16 protein-coding genes are annotated in these 23,426 nt (G+C 68.3%); 15 read left to right on the top strand and 1 reads right to left on the bottom strand.

The annotated features are described in order from the left end of the window. Positions 1–23 precede the first annotated feature (23 nt). The 3 genes from QME70_11590 to QME70_11580 are packed head-to-tail and all read left to right on the top strand — an operon-like array spanning position 24 to position 6,688. Entirely contained in the window at positions 24–3,533 is a 3,510-nt protein-coding gene (locus QME70_11590; GenBank protein ID MDI6895218.1) for an efflux RND transporter permease subunit, read from the top strand. 34 nt (positions 3,534–3,567) lie between these two features. Further along, complete coding sequence (locus tag QME70_11585) at positions 3,568–4,830, top strand: S-layer homology domain-containing protein (GenBank protein ID MDI6895217.1); 1,263 nt, start codon at positions 3,568–3,570, stop codon at positions 4,828–4,830. A gap of 22 nt (positions 4,831–4,852) precedes the next feature. Beyond that, entirely contained in the window at positions 4,853–6,688 is a 1,836-nt protein-coding gene (locus tag QME70_11580) for an aldehyde ferredoxin oxidoreductase family protein (protein ID MDI6895216.1), read from the top strand. 59 nt (positions 6,689–6,747) lie between these two features. Here QME70_11580 and QME70_11575 read toward each other — a convergent pair whose 3' ends face one another. Beyond that, a complete protein-coding gene (locus tag QME70_11575; GenBank protein ID MDI6895215.1) occupies positions 6,748–9,138 on the bottom strand; it encodes a BadF/BadG/BcrA/BcrD ATPase family protein in 2,391 nt (796 codons plus the stop codon). Positions 9,139–9,248: 110 nt separating this feature from the next. On the opposite strand from QME70_11575, the gene QME70_11570 reads away from it, so the two are divergent. The 12 genes from QME70_11570 to QME70_11515 all read left to right on the top strand — a co-directional run bounded on the left by QME70_11570 (position 9,249) and on the right by QME70_11515 (position 23,234). Beyond that, the gene (locus tag QME70_11570) at positions 9,249–9,842 is read left to right on the top strand and encodes a flavin reductase family protein (GenBank protein MDI6895214.1); all 594 of its coding nucleotides are present in this window, start codon (positions 9,249–9,251) and stop codon (positions 9,840–9,842) included. A gap of 45 nt (positions 9,843–9,887) precedes the next feature. After that, the gene (locus QME70_11565; protein ID MDI6895213.1) at positions 9,888–10,322 is read left to right on the top strand and encodes a hypothetical protein; all 435 of its coding nucleotides are present in this window, start codon (positions 9,888–9,890) and stop codon (positions 10,320–10,322) included. A 398-nt stretch (positions 10,323–10,720) separates the two neighbouring features. After that, positions 10,721–11,473: a hypothetical protein gene (locus QME70_11560; protein ID MDI6895212.1), complete on the top strand. Its 753-nt coding sequence runs from the start codon at positions 10,721–10,723 to the stop codon at positions 11,471–11,473. Between the two features lie 78 nt (positions 11,474–11,551). Next, positions 11,552–11,860, top strand: coding sequence for a DUF6504 family protein (locus QME70_11555; protein ID MDI6895211.1), 309 nt, complete (start codon positions 11,552–11,554; stop codon positions 11,858–11,860). A 216-nt stretch (positions 11,861–12,076) separates the two neighbouring features. Then, positions 12,077–12,571 (top strand): transcriptional regulator NrdR, encoded by a 495-nt coding sequence (gene nrdR, locus QME70_11550; protein MDI6895210.1) that lies wholly within the window; start codon positions 12,077–12,079, stop codon positions 12,569–12,571. Positions 12,572–12,586: 15 nt separating this feature from the next. Beyond that, complete coding sequence (locus QME70_11545; GenBank protein ID MDI6895209.1) at positions 12,587–15,331, top strand: vitamin B12-dependent ribonucleotide reductase; 2,745 nt, start codon at positions 12,587–12,589, stop codon at positions 15,329–15,331. A 133-nt stretch (positions 15,332–15,464) separates the two neighbouring features. Further along, positions 15,465–16,895, top strand: a complete 1,431-nt coding sequence (locus tag QME70_11540) for a radical SAM protein (protein ID MDI6895208.1) — start codon at positions 15,465–15,467, stop codon at positions 16,893–16,895. A gap of 276 nt (positions 16,896–17,171) precedes the next feature. Next, positions 17,172–17,747: a sigma-70 family RNA polymerase sigma factor gene (locus QME70_11535; protein ID MDI6895207.1), complete on the top strand. Its 576-nt coding sequence runs from the start codon at positions 17,172–17,174 to the stop codon at positions 17,745–17,747. Between the two features lie 74 nt (positions 17,748–17,821). Then, positions 17,822–19,204 carry a hypothetical protein gene (locus tag QME70_11530; GenBank protein MDI6895206.1) on the top strand — a complete coding sequence of 461 codons (1,383 nt, stop codon included), beginning with the start codon at positions 17,822–17,824 and terminating at the stop codon, positions 19,202–19,204. Positions 19,205–19,361: 157 nt separating this feature from the next. Next, positions 19,362–19,700: an AbrB/MazE/SpoVT family DNA-binding domain-containing protein gene (locus tag QME70_11525; protein ID MDI6895205.1), complete on the top strand. Its 339-nt coding sequence runs from the start codon at positions 19,362–19,364 to the stop codon at positions 19,698–19,700. After that, a complete protein-coding gene (locus QME70_11520; protein ID MDI6895204.1) occupies positions 19,697–21,457 on the top strand; it encodes an ABC transporter ATP-binding protein in 1,761 nt (586 codons plus the stop codon). Before QME70_11525 ends, QME70_11520 begins: the two co-directional genes overlap by 4 nt. After that, positions 21,438–23,234, top strand: a complete 1,797-nt coding sequence (locus QME70_11515; GenBank protein MDI6895203.1) for an ABC transporter ATP-binding protein — start codon at positions 21,438–21,440, stop codon at positions 23,232–23,234. Before QME70_11520 ends, QME70_11515 begins: the two co-directional genes overlap by 20 nt. Positions 23,235–23,426: the final 192 nt, after the last annotated feature.

Here is a 23,426-nt window from a genome sequence, read left to right as displayed (position 1 = left end):
TGCGCCGGATGGGGGGCGAGGACGTGAAGCTGTGGGAACACACGGTGCGCCGCCCGGTGGCCACCACCATGCTGGTGCTGGCGGTCATCCTCCTGGGGGTGGTGGCGCTCACCAACCTGAGACTGGAGTTGCTCCCCCGGTTGAACGCACCGGTGGTGGCGGCCATCACCTCGTATCCCGGGGCTTCCGCGCGGGAGGTTTCGTCGCTGGTGACGGAGCCCATCGAGGCGGCGGCGGCCACCACCCCGGGAGTGACGGACTGCCGTTCCATTTCCCAGGAAGGCGTGTCGGTGGTGATCCTGCAGTTCGCCTGGGGTACGGACATGGCCGAGGCGCGGTCCGGCGTGGCCGAGCGGGTAGACCAGGTGAACCTCCCCGAAGGGGCGAGGCGGCCGTTCCTGGTGAAGTTCGATCCCACCCTCATGCCGGTGATGTCGCTCACCGTGGCCACGGAAGGGGACCTGGGGGAGACCACGACCTTTGCCCGCGAGGTGCTCAAGCCCCGCCTGGAGAGCATCGACGGCGTGGCTGCGGTCGAGGTATTCGGCTCCAGTGACCCCGAGATCCAGGTGGATCTGGACCCGGCAGCAGTCGACCGTTACGGGCTCACTCAGGATCAGATAGCGGGCGTCATCAGGGCTTCCAACCTGGACTGGCCCCTGGGCTCCGTGCGGAAGGACGGCCGGGAGCTGGGGGTCAGGCTGTCCGGGCGCCTGCAGACCCTTGACGACCTGCGCGACCTGGTGGTGGGGTATTACGCCGTCCCCGGCGCCGCGGGCGCGGGTGCCAGACCGCCGGACGGCTCCGCAAACGCGAGCTCGCTGGCGACCGGTGCCCGCTCGAGGCCCGCGCCAGCCCGGCCGGTGATGCGTCCGGTCAGATTGGCTGACGTGGCCACGGTGGAGCGCGGGTTTGCCCCTTCCACCTCCGTCTCCCGGACGGGCGGCAGCCCCAGCGTGGAGCTCTCCATCCAGAAGGAAGGAGACGCCAACACGGTCCAGGTGGCCCGCCGGTTGCGGGAAGAGCTGGATGCCATCCGGAAGGACTATCCCGGGGCCAAGATCTTCGTGGCAATGGACCAGGCCCGCATCATCGAGATGTTCCTGGGCACCCTGCGGGATAACCTGCTCGCCGGGGGGGCCCTGGCGGTCCTGGTTCTCTTCCTGTTCCTGCGCCACCTGGCCAGCACCTTTGCCATCGCCGTGGCCATTCCCTTCTCGGTGGTGGCTACCTTCGTGCTCCTGCACTTCTCCGGCCTCACCCTCAACATCATGACCCTGGGCGGCCTGGCCCTAGGGGTGGGGATGCTGGTGGACAATGCCATCGTGGTCATCGAGAGCATCTTCCGCCACCTGGACCAGGGGGAAGATCCGCATCGGGCCGCCATCACCGGCACCTCCGAGGTGGCCATGGCCATCACCGCCTCCACTCTCACCACCCTGGCCGTCTTCCTGCCCGTGGTGTTCGTGGGAGGCATCACCGGGCACCTCTTCCGCGAGCTGGCGCTTACGGTGAGCTTCGCCCTGGCCGCCAGCCTGGTGGTGGCGGTGACGCTGGTACCGGCCATGGCCGCCCATCTTTTCCGCCCGCGGAGCAGGGGGGGTCGCGCTCCCAAGGAGGGGGCATACGCCCGCACCCTGCGCTGGTGCCTGGGACACCGGGCGGTGGTGGTGCTGGGCGTGCTGCTCTGCCTGGGCGGGGCGGCCTACCTGGCACCGGGCATAGGAACGGAGTTCCTCCCCGTGACCGACGAAGGCGCCTTCACCATCGACATCGCCATGCCCGCCGGTACCGATCTGGAGGCGACCAGCGCCAAGGCCAAAGAGATCGAGACCATCCTGGACGGGTTCCCCGAGGTCGAGCTGGATACCACCACGGTGGGCAGCGGGGAAGGCTTCGGGGTAGTGGCCCGCGGTGTGACCGGCGGGACGTCGAGGGCGCAGATCCTGGTGAACCTGGTCCCCGAGAAAGAGCGAAAGGCCAGCACGGCCGAAATCATGGACCGGGTGCGACAGCGTGTGGAGGAAATCAGGGGCCCGGCCCAGGTCACCTTCAACATGCAGTCTTTCGCCAGCAGTGCCAGTGGCATGGCCTGGAACAGCATGCAGGTGTACGTAAAGAGCCTGGATTCCGGTCGGCTTCCGGAATCGACAGATCGCGTCATGACTGCGCTGCGGGACGTGGTGGGTCTGCGCAATCTGGAGTCCAACCTGGAAGAGGCGAAACCGGAGCTTGATGTCTCCGTGGATCGGGACACGGCCCTGGCCCGGGGTGTCACTCCCGCCCAGGTGGCCATGGCGGTGAGCAATGCCGTCAAGGGGCAGATAGTCACCAGGGTGGAGCTGGGTTCGGAGTCCCTGCCGGTAAGGGTGCGCCAGGACTTCGGACACTTCCCCACTCCGGGGGACGTGGAGTCGGTGCCCATCCTGGCATCGTCCGGCCAGGCGGTGAAGCTGGGGGACGTGGCCAGCCTGAGGGAGGCGCGGGGGCCGGTGAGCATGACCCGGGACGGGCAGCGGCCTTCCGCCCTCATCACCGCTCTGGTGGAGGGGCGCGACCTGGGCAGCGTGACCACCGACGTCGGGAAGGTCCTGGGCGGCCTGGACCTGCCGGAGGGAGTCACGGTGGAAATCGGGGGTGCCTCGGCGATGATGGAGGAGGGCTTCAGTGGGCTGAACCTGGCCCTGGCCCTCTCCGTGGCCCTGGTCTACATGGTCATGGCCACCCAGTTCGAATCGCTGCTTCACCCCCTGATCATCATGCTGACCGTTCCGCTGGCCTTCGTGGGCGTGGTGGGTACCCTGTACGCCACCGGAACCTCCCTGGGCATAACTGCCTACATCGGCGGCATCATCCTGGCCGGGATCGTGGTCAACAACGCGATCGTGATGGTGGACTACATCAACCAGCTCCGCCGCCGGGGCCTGGAGGGCCGGGAAGCCATCGTGCAGGGGGCAGGCGTGCGGGTGCGTCCCGTCCTCATGACCGCCCTCACCACCCTCCTGGGTCTGCTGCCCCTCGCCCTTGGTTGGGGCGAGGGCGGGGAGTTGAACGCCCCTCTGGCCCGGGCCGTGGTGGGCGGTCTCACCACCTCCACTGCCCTCACCCTGCTGGTGATCCCCGTCGCGTACAGCCTGCTGGCCGGTACCCGCCGGTGGCAGCCCGCCTCTGAGGCTGCCCCTGCTCCCGCGCCGTCCTCCGCCGCCGCCGCCGTTGCCGCATCCCCGGCCGCGCCGTCGCCTGCCGCCAGCGGGGCCCCCGTGCCATCACCGTCCTCCGCCGCCGGCGCTGCCGCACCCCCGGCCGCGTCGCCTGCTGCCGGCGCGTTGCTGGAGCCTTCCCTGTTCGCCGGTGCTGCGGTTGCCTCCGGGGGCACCCCCGCCTCGGCTTCTGCCAGGAAGCCAGCTCAGGCCATGGTGCGTTCCGGCGAGGAGGTAACCATGGAGGAGTTCTCGGAACTGCTCGAAATCCTGGGCAAGCTGTTCCTGCTGGTCGCCCGGAGGGGGAACCGCGAGGATAGGCCTGGAGTCTAAACGGGTAGATACGGAGTTGGGTGGGGACGCCAGGGTGCGTGTTGCTCGGTTTATGTGCGCGGTGCTGGTCGCGGGTGCAGTGCTGGCCGCAGGGGTGCTGCCGGAGGTGCACGCCCAGGCCGGGCAGGCGCGGCTGCTCTACTTGAACTTCCCCCGCGGGCAACCCGCCTGGCTGTTGCCCGTCAGGGTGTTCCTGTGGGAAGGAGCCAGTCCCTACCGGGACGTCCTGGAGGCCCTGTGCCGGGGGCCACGGGCTGGCGATGTGGTAGGTCCGGCCCTGCCCCGCGGTACCCGCGTGGAGCGCCTGACGGTGGCGAGCCGCATCGCTTCGGTGGATCTGCAACCGGGCAAACCGGAGCCGCGGGGGAGCCTGGCAAACCTGGCCGTACAGGCCATCGTTCATACCCTCTGCCAGTTTCCCGATGTGGACAGAGTTGTCGTAAGGGCGGGAGGCCGCCCCTGGCTCCCGGCGGGTCCGGAGGGGGTGGCACCCGACCCCCGCGTGGTCTTCGCAGGGTTTCCCGACCTGCAGGGAGACGCGGATGACGGGGCCGTCCTGGCCCTGACGCTGCGGGGAGTGTTCTCCGGGTATCCGGACGGGATGTTTCGGCCCCAGGGGGCGCTCACCCGGGCGGAGGCGATCAAGTCCCTGGTGGAGGCCCTGCCCGGACGGGGCCTGCCCGTGGGGATGGCGAGAGCGACGGCCGAGATCGGGTTTTCCGATGTGCCCCGGGAGCACTGGGTGCTGCCTTACCTGGCCGAGGCAATGAGACGGGGGATCGTACCGGATGCCCGCAGCCACGAGGCGTTCTCACCGGGCGAAGCTCTTGACGGTGCAACCCTCGTGGAGTGGTTGCACCGGGCGGCCGGGGACGAAGCAGGCGCGGCCATCCCGGATGGCTCCGGCCGTCCCTGGGTGGAGCGGGAGATGATCTCCCGTGCCGAGTGGGCCGGGGTGCTGGCGGGGCTCCTGCAGCTGGGGGGGCCCGACCTCTGGGTGGTGAGTCCCGTCACTCAGGCCAGCCTGGAGGGCGAGGTGCTGGTGGTCGGTACCGCCCGGTGGTCCCGCGGTCAGGTAAGCGTGACGCTGATGGATTCCCGGGGTCGGGAACTGGCTTCCCGGTCGGCAAGCCTGTGCTCGGGGGCGGAAGGCTCCGGGCCGGGCTGGTTCGCCGAATGGCTGTATTTCACCCGGCCTCTGACTTCCAGTGCGGGAATAGTGGAGGTGAGCTATCAGCCTCCCGAGGACGAGGGGGCGGCAGGAACAGTGCTGCGCATCCCCGTATTCATCAGGTAGTCTCTTGCACGGGGGGTCTGGGATGGGAGGCTGGTGGGGAAAGCTGCTCCGGGTGGATCTCACCCGGGGGCGGGTAGGCATTGAGCCGCTCGAAGAAGTGCCGTTGCGCCGCCTGATGGGAGGACGGGGTCTGGCTGCGTACCTCCTGTGGCGCGAGGTGCCCGAGGGGGCCGATCCCCTGGGACCCGAGAACAGGCTGGTGTTTGCCCCCGGAATCCTGACCGGGGTTCCTGCGCCCGGATGCGGGCGCAACGGGGTGGCGGCCCTGAGCCCCTTGACCGGGCGGTTGGGCAGCGCCGAGGCCGGCGGATTCTGGGGGGCAGAGCTCAAGCGGGCGGGTTTCGATGCCCTGGTGGTGGAGGGACGCTCACCCGTCCCGGCGTACCTCTGGATCCACGACGGCGGGGCGGAGATCAGGGATGCCCGCCACCTCTGGGGCCTGGAGACGGCTGACGTAGAAGCCCGCCTGCGGGAGGAGCTGGGGTCCCGCCTCCGGGTGTGCCAGTGCGGGCCAGCGGGCGAGAAGCTGGTGAGGTTCGCCTGCGTGGTGAACGACCTCACCCACTTCGCAGGCAGGACCGGGTTGGGGGCGGTGATGGGGTCCAAGAAGCTGCGCGCCGTCGCCGTGCGGGGTGACGCCTCCGTCCCGGTGGCCGACGAGGCCGGCTTCCGCAGGCTGGTGCGGGAAATGAGCACCACCTGGAGAGAAAAGGCCTGGGGCCTGCACGAGCACGGGACGGCCGGGGGCACGGCAGCCCTCTCCGCCCAGGGGGGACTCCCCACCCGGAACTTCTGCCAGGGATCGTTTGAGGGAGTCGAAAAGATAGACGGCCGCACCATGACCGCTACCCTGCTGGCGGGCCGGGAGAGCTGTTACGCCTGCCCCATCCGGTGCAAGCGGGTGGTGAAGGCCACCTCACCCTATCCCCGTTACGGAGGGCCCGAGTATGAGACGGTGGCGGCTCTGGGCTCCTCCTGCGGCGTGGATGATCTGGCCGCGGTGTGCAAGGCCAATGAGATATGTGCGGCCCAGGGGCTTGACAGCATCTCCACCGGGGTAACGGTGGCCTTCGCCATGGAATGCGCCGAACGCGGGGTGCTGGACGCCTGGCAGGGGAGGAGGTTGCCCCGCTTCGGGGACGCGGAGGGCATGCTGGAGCTGGTGCGGCAGATCGCGGGCCGGGAGGGTATTGGGGACCTGCTCGCTGAGGGAACGCTCAGGGCGGCCCGCTTCCTGGGCCAGGGAAGCGAGTCGTGGGCGGTGCAGGTAAAGGGCCAGGAGGTGCCCATGCACGAGCCCCGCCTGAAGCACGCTCTTGGGCTGGGTTATGCCGTTTCCCCCACCGGGGCCGACCACTGCCACAACCTGCACGACACCATCTGGATGAAGGAAGGATCCTCGTCGGTGAAGGAGGCGGGCGTGTTCGGCCTGGCAGGGCCCGTTCCCCTGCACGACCTGGGCCCTGACAAGGTGCGGCTGTTTACTTACGTGACCAACTGGCGTCACTTCCAGGATTCCGCCGTGGTCTGCTACTTCGTCCCCTGGACGTACCACCAGCTCGCCGATCTGGTGAGGGTCGTTACCGGCTGGAACACCTCCCTGTTCGAGTTGGAGAAGGTGGGGGAACGGGTGGCCACGCTGGCCCGCCTCTTCAACCTCAGGCAGGGTTGGAGACGGGAAGAGGACGTGCTGCACCCCCGCTTCCACGAACCGTTCGCCGGCGGACCCCTGGATGGGGTGAGCGTTCCCCGGGAGGGGTTGGAACAGGCCCTGCGCCTGTATTACGGCATGATGGGATGGGACCCCGACACCGGCGTCCCCACGGAGGCCAGACTGGCCGAACTGGGTCTGGCCTGACCGCCCTGCCCGCACCTGATGCCTGGCTCTGTTGCCCGGCTCCGGTCGTTTCCCGGTCGTTACTGGAGACCGGAAGGCAGGTACGGGCGGTGGGCTGCCAGGAGGTGGTCCAGGAGTTGCCGGGCCACCTCTGCCGAGGGGACCAGGGGATGGGAGGCCAGCGCCAGGTACGCCAGGGAGCGGGAGCCTTTGACCGCCGCCTCTATGGCGAGCAGCTCGCACTCCTTGACCGTGCGCACCAGTCCGGCCGTGCCCGGTGGCAGAGGCCCCGCGGCCGCCGGCGTGATCTCGTCCCGCTCCACCTGGCAGGTCAGTTCCGCCACCGTGTCCCGGGGCAGGTCCGCCAGCCTGCCCTCGTGCGGCACGGACACCACGTGCTCTCCCGGCCGTATCCCGGCCAGCGCAAGCATCAGCTCGACGGCCGCCACGGAATAGAAGGCACCACCCCTGCCGTCCAGCTCGGGGGGACGGCGGCGGACGGCGGGATTCCGGTATATCTCGAGCAGCCGCCTTTCCAGGTCGATGACTTCGTCCGCCCGGGTGTGGCCCGATGCCTTCATTTCTGCCAGCACCCGGTCCGGATGGCAGTAGTAGCGCAGGTAGGGATTCGGTATGGCTCCCCAGGCCGCGATGAGGTCTGTGTCCACATTGACCCGTTCTGCCACCTGCTCGAGGTGACCCGTGAGGATCACCGGCAGGAGTTCCCGGCCTTCAGCGTCCCGCACCCCCATGAACCACCCCAGGTGGTTCAGACCGCGGTAGTCCAGCTGAATCTGCGCTTTGCCGCCACCGCCGGTGCGGAAACGCTCATCCTGCCGGCCGCCGACCGTAGTCGCCAGGGCCGCGGCCAGGGCCGTCTTCATGGTGGTGGGGACGTTGCACAGGCCCACGGCCCGCACGTCCGCATGGCGGTACAGGGCCTCGGTGACCAGCCCGGAGGGGTTGGTGAAGTTGATCAGCCAGGCGCCGGGGCAGAGCCGTTCCATCCGGCGGGAGATGTCCAGTATCACCGGCACGGTCCTGAGGGCGGAGGAGATCCCTCCGGCCCCCACCGTTTCCTGCCCGATGCACCCCAGTTCCAGGGGGATGCGCTCGTCGAGCCGCCTGGCGGCCATCCCGCCCACCCTGACCTGCACGATCACGAAATCCGCGCCCCGCAGGGCTTCGTCCAGTTCGCCCGAGAGGCGCAGGGCATCTCCCCGGCCCGCGTCCTCCAGCATGCGGCGGGCCAGTCCTCCCACCGCTTCCAGGCGGGGGGAATCGGGATCCATGAGGACCAGCTCGCGCATGGGGAGGTAGTCCCTGGCGTCCACCAGTCCGGCGATCAGTTCGGGCGTGTACGTGCTTGCCCCGCCCACCACCGCCACCTTGAGGCCGCGCTCGCCCGCCGGCCCTGCCCCTGCCTCGGCGCCCGCCCCGCGCTCGCCCGCCGGCCCCGGTTCTGTCTCTGCTGCCATCGGGCGGTCCCGGCGCATGGCCTCCCACGACGAGCGCACGGTGCGGGCGACCTCCTCGTTCACGTCGCTGCCCGCAAGTTGCAGTGCTGCCATCACGGCCCCGAGCACGGGGTCCGTGTCCAGAACGGTGACTTCTGCCGCGGGGTGGGCCTCGTCGATGTCGGCGGCGATGACCGGTGCCAGGAACCGGCCGGGGTCTCCCTGCAGCAGGGCCCCGGCCAGGACCACCGGTATGCGGGGGAGGGCATCCAGGCCAGCGCGCTTGATGGCTACCCTGGCGGCGAGAGCCATTTCCCGGGCAGAGCGATGGAGGATGTCCGTGGCTACGGCGTCGCCCGCGGCCGCGGCCCGGAAGGCGAGGGGCGCCAGTTCGCCCGGGTGAACGGGCCGGGCCGCTCCCTCGTACATCATGGCGGCCAGGTCGGACGGGTCCTGCACGCTTAACTGCTGCCTGAGCAGGTCGAGCAGGGCGGTGGCGGGCCCCCGTCCGTCGTGGGCGCGGGTGGCGGCCCGGATCACCTCCGCGCCCACCTGAGCGGCCCCGGCGAAGTCGCCGAAGACGTAACCCAGGCCACCCACCTGCAGGCGGGTGCCGTCGCGGTGGAAGGCCAGGCAGTTGAACCCGGTACCGCATACCACCACCACCCCCACCCGGCGGCCGGTGGCGGCAATGAGGGCGATGGTAGCGTCGTTTTCCACTTCCCACCGTGAGGCAGGGTTGATCGGTTCGAGGAAAGAATGGATATGGGCAAAGTCGGTGGGCCGATCGGCACCTGCCATGCCGTAGTAGGCGGCCGCCACGTGGGAAGGCTCCGCTCCGGCCATGGCCAGGGCCCGGCGCACGGCCCGGCTGACCTCCCGGGCGGCCCCCGTGCCGTTGACCTGGAAGTTGCCGCATCCGGCACGTCCCCATCCCCTGATCCGGCCGGCCGGATCGGCTGCCGCGGCGAGGGTCTTGGTCGCCCCGGCATCGACGCCCAGCACCAGACGCATCGCCGTCACCTCCGCGCTGCGGTGTTCATGCCGGAGTTCGCCTCCGCTGGTCGGCGGTCCTGCCGGTCCCCGCCCCGTCCGGTACGTCCGTGTGAGGTGGAAGTCTATTCTTGGAGGGAGGAGTGTTCCTGGTGGTAGCAGGTAAGGTGGAGTTGGAGCCAGGCACCCAGCTGTTTCCCCTGCCCGTGGTGGTCGTGTGTGTGGGCGACACGGAGAAGCCCAACCTGGTAACCCTGGCCTGGGTGGGGACCCTGTGCTCGCGGCCTCCCATGGTGGGGATATCGCTCCGCCCCGATCGCCACTCCTATCGCATCCTGGCCGACCGGGGGGAATTCACCGTAAACATCCCGCGGGCCGAACAGGTTCACCTGTTGGATTTCTGCGGCACCAGGTCGGGCAGGGATGTGGACAAGTTCGCCGCTCTTGGGCTGACGCCCGTGGCCGGCTCGCGGGTGACGGTGCCGCTGGTGGCCGAGTTTCCCGTCAACCTGGAATGTCGGGTGGAGCAGCGCGTTCCCCTGGGGAGCCACGAGCTCTTCGTGGGGCGGGTACTCTCGGTCCATGCCGACCCCGATGTGCTGGCTGAGGGCGACATCGATCCTGCCCGGGTTGCTCCTCCGGTGTACGCCATCGAGAAGTATTACGCCTTCGGCGGGCAGGTGGGCGAGTACGGCTTCACCCGGCGACCCCGGTTGACGCCGTGACACATTGCCCAACCCTTCGCCGGGTGGACTCCATGAGACTTCCTCATGACCCTTCGCCGGGTGGACAGCATTAGGCTTCCGGATGACCTTCGGCCCGGTGTTTTCGTGAGCAGGGTTTCTCGCTTCTCTGCGCTCGTTGACGGTGGAGCCGGGGCCGTGACGGTCCTCGTCCCCAACAGCCGTCGCCTCGGGGAACTGCTCGTACCAGGTACCCGCGTGTGGCTGGCGCCGCCCGGCTGGTTGCACGCTGCCTCTGCCGGTCGTGCGGACCGCGGCACGGACCGGCGGGCCGACCGCCGCACGGCAGCAGATCTCCTTCTGGTAGAGTGGCGGGCGGGCCTGGTGTGTGTGGATGCGCGGCTCCCGCCCCTGCTGGTGGCGGAAGCGATCCGGGATGGTGGCTGGCAGGGACTGCCTGCCGGGGTGATCCGGAGTGTCAACACGCTGACAGTGCGGGGCTTAACATGGTCAGTGCGCTGACAGTGTGGCTGGTGGACCGGGCCGGATGGTAGTCATAAGCCCGCTCTCGGTGGATTATGTTAAGAGGGAGATCACCGAGAACGGCCTTTGCGGAGGTGACTGTCAGCAGGCTGACTGTGCGACGGCGATCACGGTCAGTCGGCTGACGGTGTGCTGCGCGTGTTCCCCGTCGTGCTGCCCCCGGCGGTGTGCTGCGGGCACTCCCCCGGTGCTGCCCGGATGGTGTGCTGCGGGTGCTCCCCCGGTGCTGCCCGGATGGTGTGCTGCGGGTGCTCGCGTCACCAGGCTGGCGGCTTCACGGAGCCCCGCAGGAACCGACAGGACGATGCAGAGCAGACCCAAATTATGGGAGGAATGCAGCGGCGGGCGCCGAATCGTGGGAAGGGAGGTGTGGCTTCGTGATCCGTGTTCGAGTGCCTGTGGGCCTTGTGCGCGACCCTTCTCTGCCTGCCGAGGTGAAGTTGACGTACCTGGTGCTGGCCACGTACTGCGAGAATGGCAGCGGGCGTTGTTCGCTCAAACGTCGGGACCTCATGAAGGCGGTGGGGGTGCGCAGCCCGACCACCATGCGTGGCTACCTGCGGGTGCTGGCCGACCGGGGCTGGTTGGAGTTCCAGTACGTGCGTTCCGGCCGGCAAACAGCGTACGTTCTTCACGACGTGGATCGGGAACGGATGGAGGCCGAGTTGGCCGAAATGAAGAGGCACCTTGAGTCGGCCGACTTCAAGGGAGAGGCCCTCATGAAGGAGTGGCTCAGCCTGCGGGTCGCCTCGAAGGATTACGCCGACAATGTCCGCCCGGGTTTCCTCGAGAACCCGCAGTCCGGAGAGAACCTGGAGTTCGACAGGTGGTACTTTTGCGGAGTGGCCTTCGAGTTCAACGGGAGCCAGCACTACGGCCCCACGGAGAAGTATCCCGATGTGGACAGGGCCAGGCAGGCGATGGTGCGGGACGCCACCAAGAGAGCCCTGAGCCAGGAGCGTGGCATCAAGGTGGTCATCGTCCACCCCGAAGACCTGAGCTACGATGGTATCGGCCGCAAGATCGAAGGCCTTCTTCCTCTGCGCGAGGTGCCCCGAGATGACCCCCGGCTTGTGTTTCTCACCCGGCTCAGCACAGCCTATCAGCGGAAGATTAGTGGCCGTGGCTGATACGGGCGGCGCCATGATATCATGGGGCGAGCAGAGAGATCGTCAGCGGGATGGGCGGGGGACGGGATCGGTGCCTTGATGGAATTCATCGGCAGGACCGTTCAAGTAGATTGGGTCCAGGAGGCTGGCTGGAAGAGGCCCGTGAGCTTCACCTGGGGGGATCGCACATACCGGGTGAAGGCGGTAGTGGCGCGATGGGACGATTACGGCTTCGGGACGGCTGCCCCGAGCCGGAAGAAGTGGTACCAGAGGCGACACCGCACCTGTTACGAGGTGGAGACGGAAGACGGCATGCGATTCCGGCTGTATCTGGATCGGGCGGGCGGGCGCAGACACTGGGTGCTGTGGGGGTGCATCTCGACGCCGAGCCCGGGGGAGGCAAGGTGAGCAAGAGGGAGTGTGGACCGGCTGCCTCCCCGCTGACGACCCCAGGTTAGGCTTGCAGGGACTTGCATCCCCCACATATGGTGGTATAATAGCGACGCCAGGCCAAGATGTGGGTGAAACTTCAGTACGCCCTGGGCGTGCTGCCCGGCGGGGTCGTGCATGGCTGTTGCCCGGCGGAGCCGTCGGGGGTAGGTGGTGGTAGGGCGGGGTGAGGGTGTGAAGTGCCCGTATTGCGGGTTCCCCGAGAGCAGGGTTCTCGACTCGCGTCCAACGGAGGACGGTGCGGTTATCCGCAGGCGACGCGAGTGTGAGAGTTGCCAGCGTCGGTTTACGACCTATGAGAAGGTGGACGAGCTTCCTCTGGTGGTGGTGAAGAAGGATGGGCGGCGGGAGCAGTTCGACCCCGCCAAGATTCTGGGGGGGCTGCTTAAGGCGTGCGAGAAGAGGCCGGTGCATTCCGAGCGGCTGCACCAGGTGGTGCGGGAGATAGAGAAGGAACTGCGCTCGCGGGGAGAGCGGGAGGTGGAGTCGCGCCTCATCGGTGAGATGGTCATGGAGCACCTGCGGGAACTGGATGAGGTGGCCTACGTGCGCTTTGCGTCGGTGTACAGGCAGTTCGCCGATCTGAGGCGGTTTGCCGAAGAGGTACAGCGCCTGCTGCGCGAGCGGGAAGGTCGCAGAGGCGGGCCCGCCGCAACCACGTCAGGCTAGAGAGGGGGAGAGGGAGTGGCCGAGCTGGGGTTCAGTGAGAACGCGCTGGTGGTGCTGCGCAAGAGGTATCTGGCCAAAGATGAGCAGGGGAAAGTGGTGGAGACACCCGCGCAACTGTTCCGACGCGTGGCGCGGAACATCTCCCTGGTGGAAGGCCTCTATCTGCCGGACGCTTACGATCCCGCGGGGACCCAGGCACCCCACGCCGAGCCGGCCCCCGATGCCCAGGCACGCCCGGAGCGGGTCGGGGCCGTCGAGGGTCTTACCCGCTGGGACTGGGAGATGCTGCAGCGGGCTTACATATGGCTGGACGCTCACGGGCACATGAGAGTATCCTTCGATGAACTGGTCCGGGTGATGGAGCGGGAAAGCACCCGCATCCGGTCCTTCCAGGATGAGCTTTACCAGGCCATGACGGAGAAGCAGTTCATGTTCAATTCCCCCACCCTCATGAACGCGGGCCGGGAGCTGAGCCAGCTATCCGCCTGTTTCGTGCTGCCGGTGGAGGACTCCCTGGCGGGCATCTTCGAGAGTATCAAGCACGCCGCCCTCATCCACCAGTCCGGCGGCGGCACCGGGATGAGCTTCTCGCGCCTGCGTCCCAAGAACGACGTGGTGCGTACCACGGGAGGCGTGGCGTCCGGACCGGTCTCCTTCATGCGCGTGTTCAACGCGGCCACCGAGGCCATCAAGCAAGGAGGCACGCGCCGGGGGGCGAACATGGGTATCCTGCGGGTGGATCACCCCGACATCCTGGAGTTCATCACCAGCAAGCAGGACAACGCCGACATCACCAACTTCAACATCTCCGTGGGCATCACCGAGGAGTTCATGCGGGGGGTGAAGGAGGATGCCGAGTACGACCTGATCAACCCCCGCACGGGTAAGGCGGTGGGGCGCCTGCGGGCGCGCCAGGTGTTCGACCGCATAGTGGAGGGCGCCTGGCGGAACGGCGAGCCCGGCATCGTATTCCTCGATCGCCTGAACCGGGATAACCCCACGCCAGAATTGGGTGAAATCGAGAGTACCAATCCCTGCGGCGAACAGCCCCTGCTACCGCACGAGGCGTGTTGCCTCGGTTCTATCAACCTTTCTCAGGTTGTAAGGCCTGATTGCGATTCCAGCGGGGGACCGGGGCCCGGGTTGGCGCACGCCCGGGAAGCCATCGATTGGGAAGAGCTGGCCCGGCTCAGCCGTCTGGGTGTCCGTTGTCTGGACAACATCATAGACGCCAACAGGTACCCCCTGCCGGAAATCGAGGTTATGGCGCACGGCAACCGGAAGATCGGGTTGGGGGTGATGGGCTGGGCGGACATGCTCATCAAGCTGGGCATCTCCTACCACTCCGAGGAGGCTCTGCGGCTGGCCGACGAGGTGATGGGGTTCATCCGCGGGCAGGCCCTGGAGGCGACCCGGGAGCTGGCCGGGGAGCGGGGGGCATTCCCCAACTTCGGCCGCAGCGTGTTCCGGGACGGGCCCCCGGTGCGCAACGCTACTCTCACCACCATCGCCCCCACGGGGACCGTCAGCATCATCGCCGGCTGCTCGTCGGGCATCGAGCCCCTCTTTGCCCTGGCTTTCTTCCGCAAGGTGCTGGAGGGACGGCAACTCGTGGAGGTGAACCCCCTCTTCGAGGAGGTGGCCCAGAGGGAGGGGTTCCGCACCCCGGAGCTGATGCGGGTGGTGGCGGAGCGCGGGTCGGTGCGGGGCCTGCCCGAGGTCCCCGAGCGCTGGCAGCGGGTTTTCGTGACCGCCCTCGAGGTCGACCCGGAGTGGCACATCCGCATGCAGGCCGCTTTCCAGGCCCATACAGACAATGCCGTCTCCAAGACGGTGAACATGCCCAACCAGGCCACCTGCGAGGATGTGGCGAAGGTGTATTTCCTGGCCTATGAGCTGGGGTGCAAGGGTGTGACCATCTATCGCGATCGCAGCCGGGAGGAGCAGGTGCTGAACGTGGGGGCGTTGAAGAAAAGGGCAGTACCAGGCCCTGCCGGGGAGGAGGGGCGCCGCGAGGGGGTCGCGGGACCCGCGGGCAGCGCAGGTGGCGGCCCGAGTGTGGGTGAGTCCGCATCCGCGGGTGCGGGCGAGCCGCCGGTGGCTGAGGGCGGGGGAGCCGGCCCGCGGGTGGCGGCCGCGGCCACCGCGGGCGGCCCGAACGGCATCACGCCGCGGGCGCGACCGGCGGTGACTCGGGGCGCGACTGAGCGCATCAAGACGGGTTGCGGGAACCTCTATGTGACCATCAACGAGGACGACTACGGCCTGTGCGAGGTGTTTGCCTCGATGGGCAAGTCGGGCGGGTGTGCGGCGTCCCAGTCCGAGGCGGTGGCCCGGCTCATTTCGCTGGCCCTGCGGTCGGGGGTGCGGCCCGAGTCCATCGTGAAGGAACTGCGAGGAATCCGTTGCCCGTCTCCCGCCTGGCTGGAAGGCGGGGGGATGGTGCTCTCCTGCCCGGATGCCATCGGCATCGTCCTGGAACGCTATTTGAAGCGGAAGGCCGCCGGCCGCGAGGCTGCCGCCCGTGCAAGTGCCGGTGGCGAAGCTTCCGCCCGGGAGGATGGCGCCCGTGAGGACGCCGCCGCCGAGGACGTGCCCGGCGGGGTGGGAGGCGGCAATCCGGGCCCGAGCGACGCGGTGGCAGTGACCCTGGATCCTGTGGACAACCACATGGGTGCCTGTCCCGAGTGCGGCGGCCATCTCACCCACGAAAGCGGCTGCCTGGTGTGCCACTTCTGCGGGTACTCCCGTTGCGGCTAGCTGGTGCGGCGCTGGCAGCCGCCGGGGACGACCCCGGCATTGAGGACGATCCTGGCCACCGAGGACGATCCCGGCAGCGGGGACGGTCGGGTGGGCTGGCTTTGGGGCGCAAGATATGGGAGGGGTGGTGCAGGTGGCGAGAGTTCTGTTGGTTCAGCCCCGCCCCAAAGGAGGCGTGGGCTTCGGCGGCACTGCCGTGGTGGAGCCCCTGGGCCTGGAAGCGGTGGGGGGCGCGCTGCTCGACCCGCGGCCCGGTCCTCCTCACGAGGTGATGCTTCTCGATCTTCTGGTGCCGCGCGACCTCGAGCACGCGCTGGCCGAATTCGAGCCCGGGATGTGCGGGATAGGCTGCGGGTTCACGATGGACGTCTACCGCACCCGCGCGCTGGCGCGGCGGGTCAAGGAACGACGGCCGGAATGCTTTGTTTTCGTCGGCGGCCATCACGCCTCCCTGTCCCCGGAGGATTTCGCCGTTCCCGAGGTGGATGCGGTGGTGGTGGGGGAGGGTGAGATTACCGCACGGGAGCTGGTTGACACGGTGGCCGGGGGCGGCTGCCTGCGGGATGTGCCCGGCCTGGTGCTCAACACCCGGTCGGGGCAGGTGGCAACGGGTGCCCGGACGCCCGCGGCCCTGGACGAGCTGCCTCCGGTTGCCCGGCACCTGGCCGCCCGGTACCGCCGTCAGTACTACCTGGGGCTGCAAGCTCCCATGGCCTCCGTGGAAACCGCCCGCGGGTGTCCCCACCGGTGCACCTTCTGTTCGGTGTGGAAGTTCTATGGGGGGACGGTACGGGTGAAGAGCCCGGTGCGGGTGGCAGAGGAGCTCGACGGAGTGCGGGAGGAGTACGTCCTTATCACCGACGACAACTTCCTTCTCAGCGTGCCGCGGGCGGAGGCCATCGCCCGGGAGCTGCGCCAGAACCGCATCCGCCATCGTTACACCATTCAGGCCCGCAGCGACACCGTGGTCAAGCACCCGGACCTCTTGCGCCTGTGGAAGGAAGTGGGCCTGTACCGCGTGTTCATCGGGATCGAGAAGGTGGATGACGAGGAGTTGCAGGCGCTCAACAAGGGGAACACGGTGGAGAACAACGTGCGGGCCCTGGACTTGCTGCGGCGGCTGGGCATAGCGGTCACGCCGTCGTTCATCGTGGATCCCGAGTACACCAGGCGCCAGTTCGAGAAGCTGCGCTCTTTCCTGCGCAGATACCGGATTTCAGCACCCTCCATCGCCGTGCTCACCCCGTTGCCGGGGACGGATCTGTACCGCAAATGGAGGGACCGGCTCACCACCAGCAACTACGAGCTCTATGACCTGTTCCACAGCGTGGTTCCCACCCGTCTCAAGCTGGAGGAGTTCTACCGGGAGTTTACGTCCCTCTACCGGACGGCGGTGCGTTCGGGCTGGTACCTGGTCCCCAACGTCATGATCCTCTTCCGGAATCTGGCGGCGGGGCGAGTGTCCCTCTCCCACGTGTGGCGGATCGCCCGCGGCGTCAGGTGCAGCTTGAACCCTCGCTTCTACCTGCGAGGGCACCTGGCCGGTTCGCCGGGCAAGTCCTGAGCAAGAAGGCGCGAATCGCACCGGAAGGATGGCGGGGCGCTGGTATTTCCTCCGGTGCGGCCGCGCCTCTCTTGCGGGCGTCAGGTCCCGACCCTCCAGACTCGGGCGTGCGGGGCGGACTGCTTCCCGGTAGCCGGCCTGCCTGCCACCCGCTCTACAGACGGGTCAGGCCCGGCAAACGTTGCAGAGGAAACACGACCGTCGGAGCAGAATTGCTTAGGCTGGCGGATTCGGTCGACATCGGGCTTGCAACGCAAGCGGGACGTGGGGCGTCATATGAGTGGAACCGACATACCGGCATCGGGTCGAGGTGTGGTGCCCGAAGCCGCAGAGTGGCTCCGGGTCTACCGTTCCGACCCGGGCCGGGCCCTGGAGCAGGCCATGCAGAAGTACGGTGACTACATCCTCCGCCTCGCCTACCTCACCCTGGGAGATCGCCACGAGTCGGAGGACGTGGCTCAGGAAACCTTCCTGCGGGCTCTGGCGAAGGGGAGCCAGTTCCGGGGAGAGTGTCAGCTGGGCGTATGGTTGGGGCGCATCTGCCTTAACCTGTGCCGGGACCGGCAACGAGCCGCCGGTCGTACCATGCTGGTGGCCGATCCCCTTCCGGCCACGCCGGGGGACGATGGGGAGGGAGGGTGGCGGCGGGTAGAGGAGCAGAGGATGCTCTCCATGGTGAGGAGATTGCCGCCGGTGTACAGGGACGTGGTGATGCTGCACTACTGGAGCGGTTACGACACGATAGAGATCGCGCGGGCCACGGGCGTGGTGCCCGCTACGGTGAGATCCAGGTTACACCGGGCCAGGCTCATGCTGAAGACCCTGTTAGAGAAAGAGGGCTGGACCTCATGACCAGGGAGCGGGGCCGAAGACCGGGTAGAGTTAAGAGTCCGGACACTGGTTCCTGTGAGCAACTGCTCCGAACCATGCCGGCGTGGGCCGAGGGGCTGATCCCGCCGGACCTGGTGTTCGACGTCAGCATGCGACGGCGAGTGCTGGCCCGGGTGCCCCAGGTCCTGGCCCGGGAGAGCCGGCGTCGGGTGGTGTACGCCCTCCGCCTGGCGGCGGTGGCGGCGATGGTGCTCATCATGATGGGGGGCGTGGTGATCGACCTGCGCGCGCAGGTGCCTCCAGTGGTCGAGGAGGTCCCCGGGGCACGGGGCCTGCTCATGTCTGCGCGCGCTCCCGGAGAGGGTAGTGAAGTTCAGGCGGGAGGCGCCTCCCGCCCGGCCGCGGTGCCCGGGGCGGGCTCCGCCCCGACGCCCGGGGGAGCGGGTCAGGTGACGGCGTCGGACCGTACGCCCGAGGGAGGGTGGTACAGCGCCAAGGCCGCTCCCGCCCGGGTGCGCCGCGTGCCCGTGCTGGGCTCAACCACCGCCCAGGAGAATGCGGCCGCGGGCACCGTCCAGATGGGGGGGTTGGCCCGCCCCGCCGGCCTGGCGGCGGCACCCGACGTGCAGGAGGTACGGCTGGCCGAGCCGCTGGCTTATGCGGGTGCGGTCTCGGGGCAGGCCGTGGTGGTGACGGGCACGGGCAGGGTTTGGCGCTATGTGGAAGGGTCGCTGGTGGGCGGGGAGAACCTCCTCCCGGCAGCCGGAGGATCGGGTTCTCTCGTGCTGCTCCCAGGCGACGAGACCCCGCAGGCCCTGTGGGTCGATGGCACCGGTGCCCTGCGGCTGAACGGGCAACCGGCCGCCGTCAGCCTGCCCGGCCCCATACGTCGCCTCGCGGCGTTGCCGGGAGGCTCGGGCGTGAGCACAGTCCTGGCCGCGGGAACCATGCGGCAGCAGGAGGGATACCAGGCCAGGTTGTGGTTGCTGGCCTGGCAGCACAGCGGTCTTGATACCGAGGAGCTGGCTGGGCCGCCATACCGGGCGTCCGTCGACCCCGACCTCGTCGACCTGGCGGGGTTCCAGGGGGAGAGAGGGCTCACGGTGTACCTGACGGTGAGGGCGGGCCAGGAACAAGTGTCGTATCTGGGTGAGGGACGGGATGGGCGTTTGCGCTGGCGCAAGCTGGCGGCTCCCCTCTTCCGCCCTGGGACGGCGGTATCGTCGGGGGCAATCCTGGCGGGAGTAGATCCGGCGGGAGAGGTGGCGGTCCTGGAGTGGGTTCCCCGGGGGGGCATGGCCGCCTGGTTCCGACCGGGCCTGTACCGGGTGCGCCGGCTGGCCTTCCCGGAGATGGGCGAGGCGTTGCGGTCGGTGCACTTCTTTGATTCCGATGGCACCGGGCAGGAAGGCCTGCTGCTGGTGGGAGAAGCGGGTACGGTCGGCTACGTGGACGCTAGCCTGGTGTCGCGGCGGTAGCCGGCAGGCCATCAGCCTGGTGTCGCGGCGGTAGCCGGCAGGCCGGCGGGCCGTGTGACGGCACCGGTGTGGCCCCCTTCCGCAGTCTTTCGAGAGGCGATATAATATGTACGATGGGTGATACCCATCGTACTTTTCATATCCGGTGGTGGGTGCGTTGGGCAAGAAGGTGGGCCATGTGGGGCATCTGCCGGGAGGCAGGTTCTACGGCTCCTCGACCGTGGGGGAGCGCGGCCAGGTGGTCATCCCGGTGGAGGCGCGCAAGGAGCTGGGCCTGGAGATCGGCGATAAGGTCATGGTGTTCGGCAATCACCACGGCAATGGATTGATCATGCTCAAGGCCGACCTCGTCACCGAGTACCTGCAGGACCTGTTGCGGGCGGTGGGCCTGCGCCTCGAGGATGCCGACCGCGACGAAGAGCGCGCTGGTCGGCGGCCCGGCGGGGAACAGCCGACCGGGAGCAGGGGCGAACCGGTGGGTGGCGAGGGAGCATGATGGGGGTCCTGCGCCGGCTGGGGCCGTTTCTGCGACCTTACCGGGGCCGGCTGGCCGGAGGCATCCTCATGATCCTGGTGGTGCCCGTGCTGGCTGCCCTTTCCCCCTGGGTGCTCATGTGGGTGGTGGACTCCATCCTGCAGCAGGGCCGCTGGGGGCTGCTGCCCTGGGGCGCCCTGGCCCTGGTGGCGGTGGCGGCGATGCAGGGGATATCCCGCTTCCTGCAGCGGTACTCCATGCAGTACGTGGCCCAGCGGGTTACATATGACCTGCGCAACCGGCTTTTCGGTCATCTGCAGCAGCTCTCCTTCGGCTTCTACGATCAGGCCCAGACCGGGCAGATCATGTCGCGGCTCACCATAGACGTGGAGACGGTCAACCGGTTCATGGCCATGGGCATCATGGGCATGGGAAACAGCCTGCTGCAGGTGCTCATCACCGTGGCGGTGCTCTTGCGGCTCAACTGGAGGCTGACCCTGGTGTCCATGGTCGTGCTCCCCCCGCTGGTCCATGCGGTGGTGGAGTTCGGTCGCCGGGTGCGCCCCCTGTGGCGACAGATCCACCAGCAGATGGCCGTGCTGACCGCCTACCTGCAGGAGAGCCTGGCCGGTATCAGGGTGGTGCAGTCCTTCGCACGCGAGGACCTGGAAAGGGCGAAGTTCACGGTCCAGAACCGGCTGTATATGGACATGACCATGAAGGCCCTGCGGGGAGCGGCTTTCTGGGGTCCCTACATGAATTTCCTGGGGGCGGCGGGTACGGCCCTGGTGCTGGGGTACGGGGGGCGGGAGGTGATGCTGGGCCGCCTTACCGTGGGCGGTCTGGTGGCGTTCACGTCCTACCTGGGGCAGCTCATGATGCCCATCCGCCAGCTGGGGTTCCTGGTCAACCTTACCTCGCGGGGGACGGCGGCGGCCGGGCGCCTGTTTGAGCTCCTGGACACCCCCGCGGAAGTGCAGGAGAAGCCGGGGGCGGTCGCCATGCCCCCCTTCCGCGGTCAGGTCCGCTTTGAGAAGGTCTCCTTCCGCTACCGTTCTGGATTCCGGGCCCTGGAGAACATCGACCTGGAGGTGCTCCCCGGGCAGACGGTGGTTATCCTGGGCCCCACCGGGTCGGGAAAGAGCAGCCTGATCCACCTCATCCCCCGCTTCTACGACGTGGAACAGGGGCAGGTGCTCATCGACGGGGTGGACGTGCGCGACATGACCCTGGACAGCCTGCGCCGGCAGGTGGGGGTGGTGACCCAGGAGACCTTCCTCTTTTCGGCTTCCATCCGGGAGAACATCGCCTACGGGCGCCCCGAGGCCACCCTGGAAGAGGTGGCCAGGGCCGCGCAGGCCGCTCACATCCACGACTTCATCGCGTCCCTGCCCCAGGGGTACGACACCGTGATCGGGGAGCGGGGGGTGGGGCTCTCCGGAGGTCAGAAGCAGCGGGTGGCCATAGCCCGGGCCCTCCTCATGGACGCCCGCATCCTGCTGTTCGACGAATCAACCTCCAGCGTCGACGCCGAGACGGAGTACCGCATCCAGCAGGAGTTCGTCCGGCTCCTGCGGGATCGCACTTCGTTCATCATCGCCCAGAGACTCTCCACCGTCCGGACAGCCGACCTGATAGTGGTCCTGGACCAGGGACGCATTGTGGGCAGGGGCACCCACGAGGAGCTGGTGCGGTCCAGCGCGCTCTACCGGAAGATATACGAGACGCAGCTGGGTGGTACGCGGGAGGAGGCCGGCCATGTGGTTCGGACCTCATGACGCCCTGGACGCCGATGCCCGCCTCTCCCAGGTGAGCCGCCGCACCTACCGGGAGCTGGCCCGCTGGCTGCGACCTCACCTGGGCCCGCTCTCGCTGGCCACCGCCCTGGTGCTCCTGGTGGCCGCCCTGGGCTTGCCCGGGCCGTACCTGATCAAGCTGGTCATCGACCGGTACATCCCGGCCCGGAACCTGCACGGGGTGCTGGGTGCCGGTGCGCTCTACCTCGCCGCCTACCTCCTCCAGTGGCTGGCCCTGTACGCCCAGGTGTACATCATGTCGCGGGTGGGACAGACTATCGTCTTCGACGTGCGCCAGCGTCTCTTCGCCCACCTTCTCCGCCTGGGCCCCGACTTCTGGGACCGCACCCAGGTGGGCCGGGTGATGTCCCGGGTCACCAACGACGTAGATGCCCTGAGCCAGCTCATCACCTCCGGTCTTGTGAGCACGCTGGGGGACCTCACGAGCATAGCGGGCATCATCTATGTCATGCTGCGCATCGACGCCCCCCTGGCGCTGGCTTCGTTCACGGTTCTCCCCCTCCTCCTGTTGCTCACCTGGGGATTCCAGGGCAGGCTGGTGCAGGCCTTCCACCGGGTGAGACGGCGCATAGCCGACGTAAACGCCAACCTGCAGGAGTCCATCTCGGGCGTGCGGGTAACCCAGGCCTTCTCCCGGGAAGATGTCAATGCGGAGCGGTTTGACGACATCAATGCCCGTAACTTCCGGGCCAACGTGCAGGCCGCCGCCCTGGAGTCGGCATTCTACCCGGCGGTGGAGCTGGTGGGGGCGGTGGGCTCGGCGGTGCTGGTCTGGTACGGTGGCCACCTCATCTTCCTGGGGCAAATCCCCCTGGGCACGGTGGTGGCGTTCCTGAACTATCTCACCCGGTTTTTCATGCCCATCAGGGAGATAACCCAGATCTACAGCGTGTTCCTTTCGGCCGGTGTGTCCATGGAGCGCATCCTGGAGATCCTGGCCACGGAGCCCCAGGTGAAGGACGCCCCTGATGCCCTGGAATTACCCCCGGTGCGGGGGCACGTCAGCTTCGAGGACGTGAGCTTCTCCTACGAGCCCGGTCAGGAGGTACTGCACCGCATCAACCTGCAGGCGCGGCCGGGGGAAACCATCGCCCTGGTGGGGCCCACCGGGGCGGGCAAGACCACGGTGATCAGCCTGCTGGCGCGCTTCTATGACCCGGAGCAGGGGCGCATCACCGTGGACGGCCACGACGTCCGGCGCGTCACCCTGGCCTCCCTGCGCCGCCAGATGGGAGTGGTCCTGCAGGAGAACTTCGCCTTCTCGGGCACCATCAGCGAAAACATCCGCTACGGCCGGCCGGGCGCCTCCGATCGGGAGGTGGAGGATGCCGCCCGCGCCGTGGGGGCAGACGCTTTCATCTCCCGGCTTCCCCAGGGGTACGACACCGAGGTGGGGGAGAGGGGGGCCCGCATTTCCGTGGGGCAGCGCCAGCTCCTGGCTTTCGCCCGTGCCCTGCTGGCCGATCCGGCCATCCTGGTGCTAGACGAGGCTACCGCCAGCGTGGACCCTTATACCGAGGCCCTCATCCAGGAGGCCCTGCGCCGGTTGCTCAAGGGGCGCACTGCCATCGTCATCGCCCACCGCCTCTCCACGGTGCGGGATGTCGACCGCATCTACGTCCTGGACGGGGGGCGCATAGTGGAAACGGGCACTCACCAGGATCTCCTGGCCCGGGGCGGCATGTACCACCGCCTCTACCAGATGCAGTTCGCCGCCGTTCCCCCTGCCGCCGTCTAGCCGGGCGCCATGTCGTCGGCGATCACCTCCGGCCGCCGCATAGATGGGCGTCCTGCCGTCGGCGATCGCCTCCGGCCGGGCTGCCGGCCATATGCTGGAGGGCGGGTGATGGATGGGCCGGGGATACCTCGGGGAGACTGGAGGGCGGAAGCAGCGCCCGCAAGCGGGGTTTCCCCGCGAGGGCCGGGAAGG

The sequence above is a fragment of the Bacillota bacterium genome, from assembly GCA_030019365.1.
Lineage (GTDB): Bacteria > Bacillota > Sulfobacillia > JACIYH01 > JACIYH01 > JACIYH01.
The sequence above is the reverse complement of the archived record's forward strand: the minus strand, read 5'-3'. Positions and strand labels throughout refer to the sequence as shown.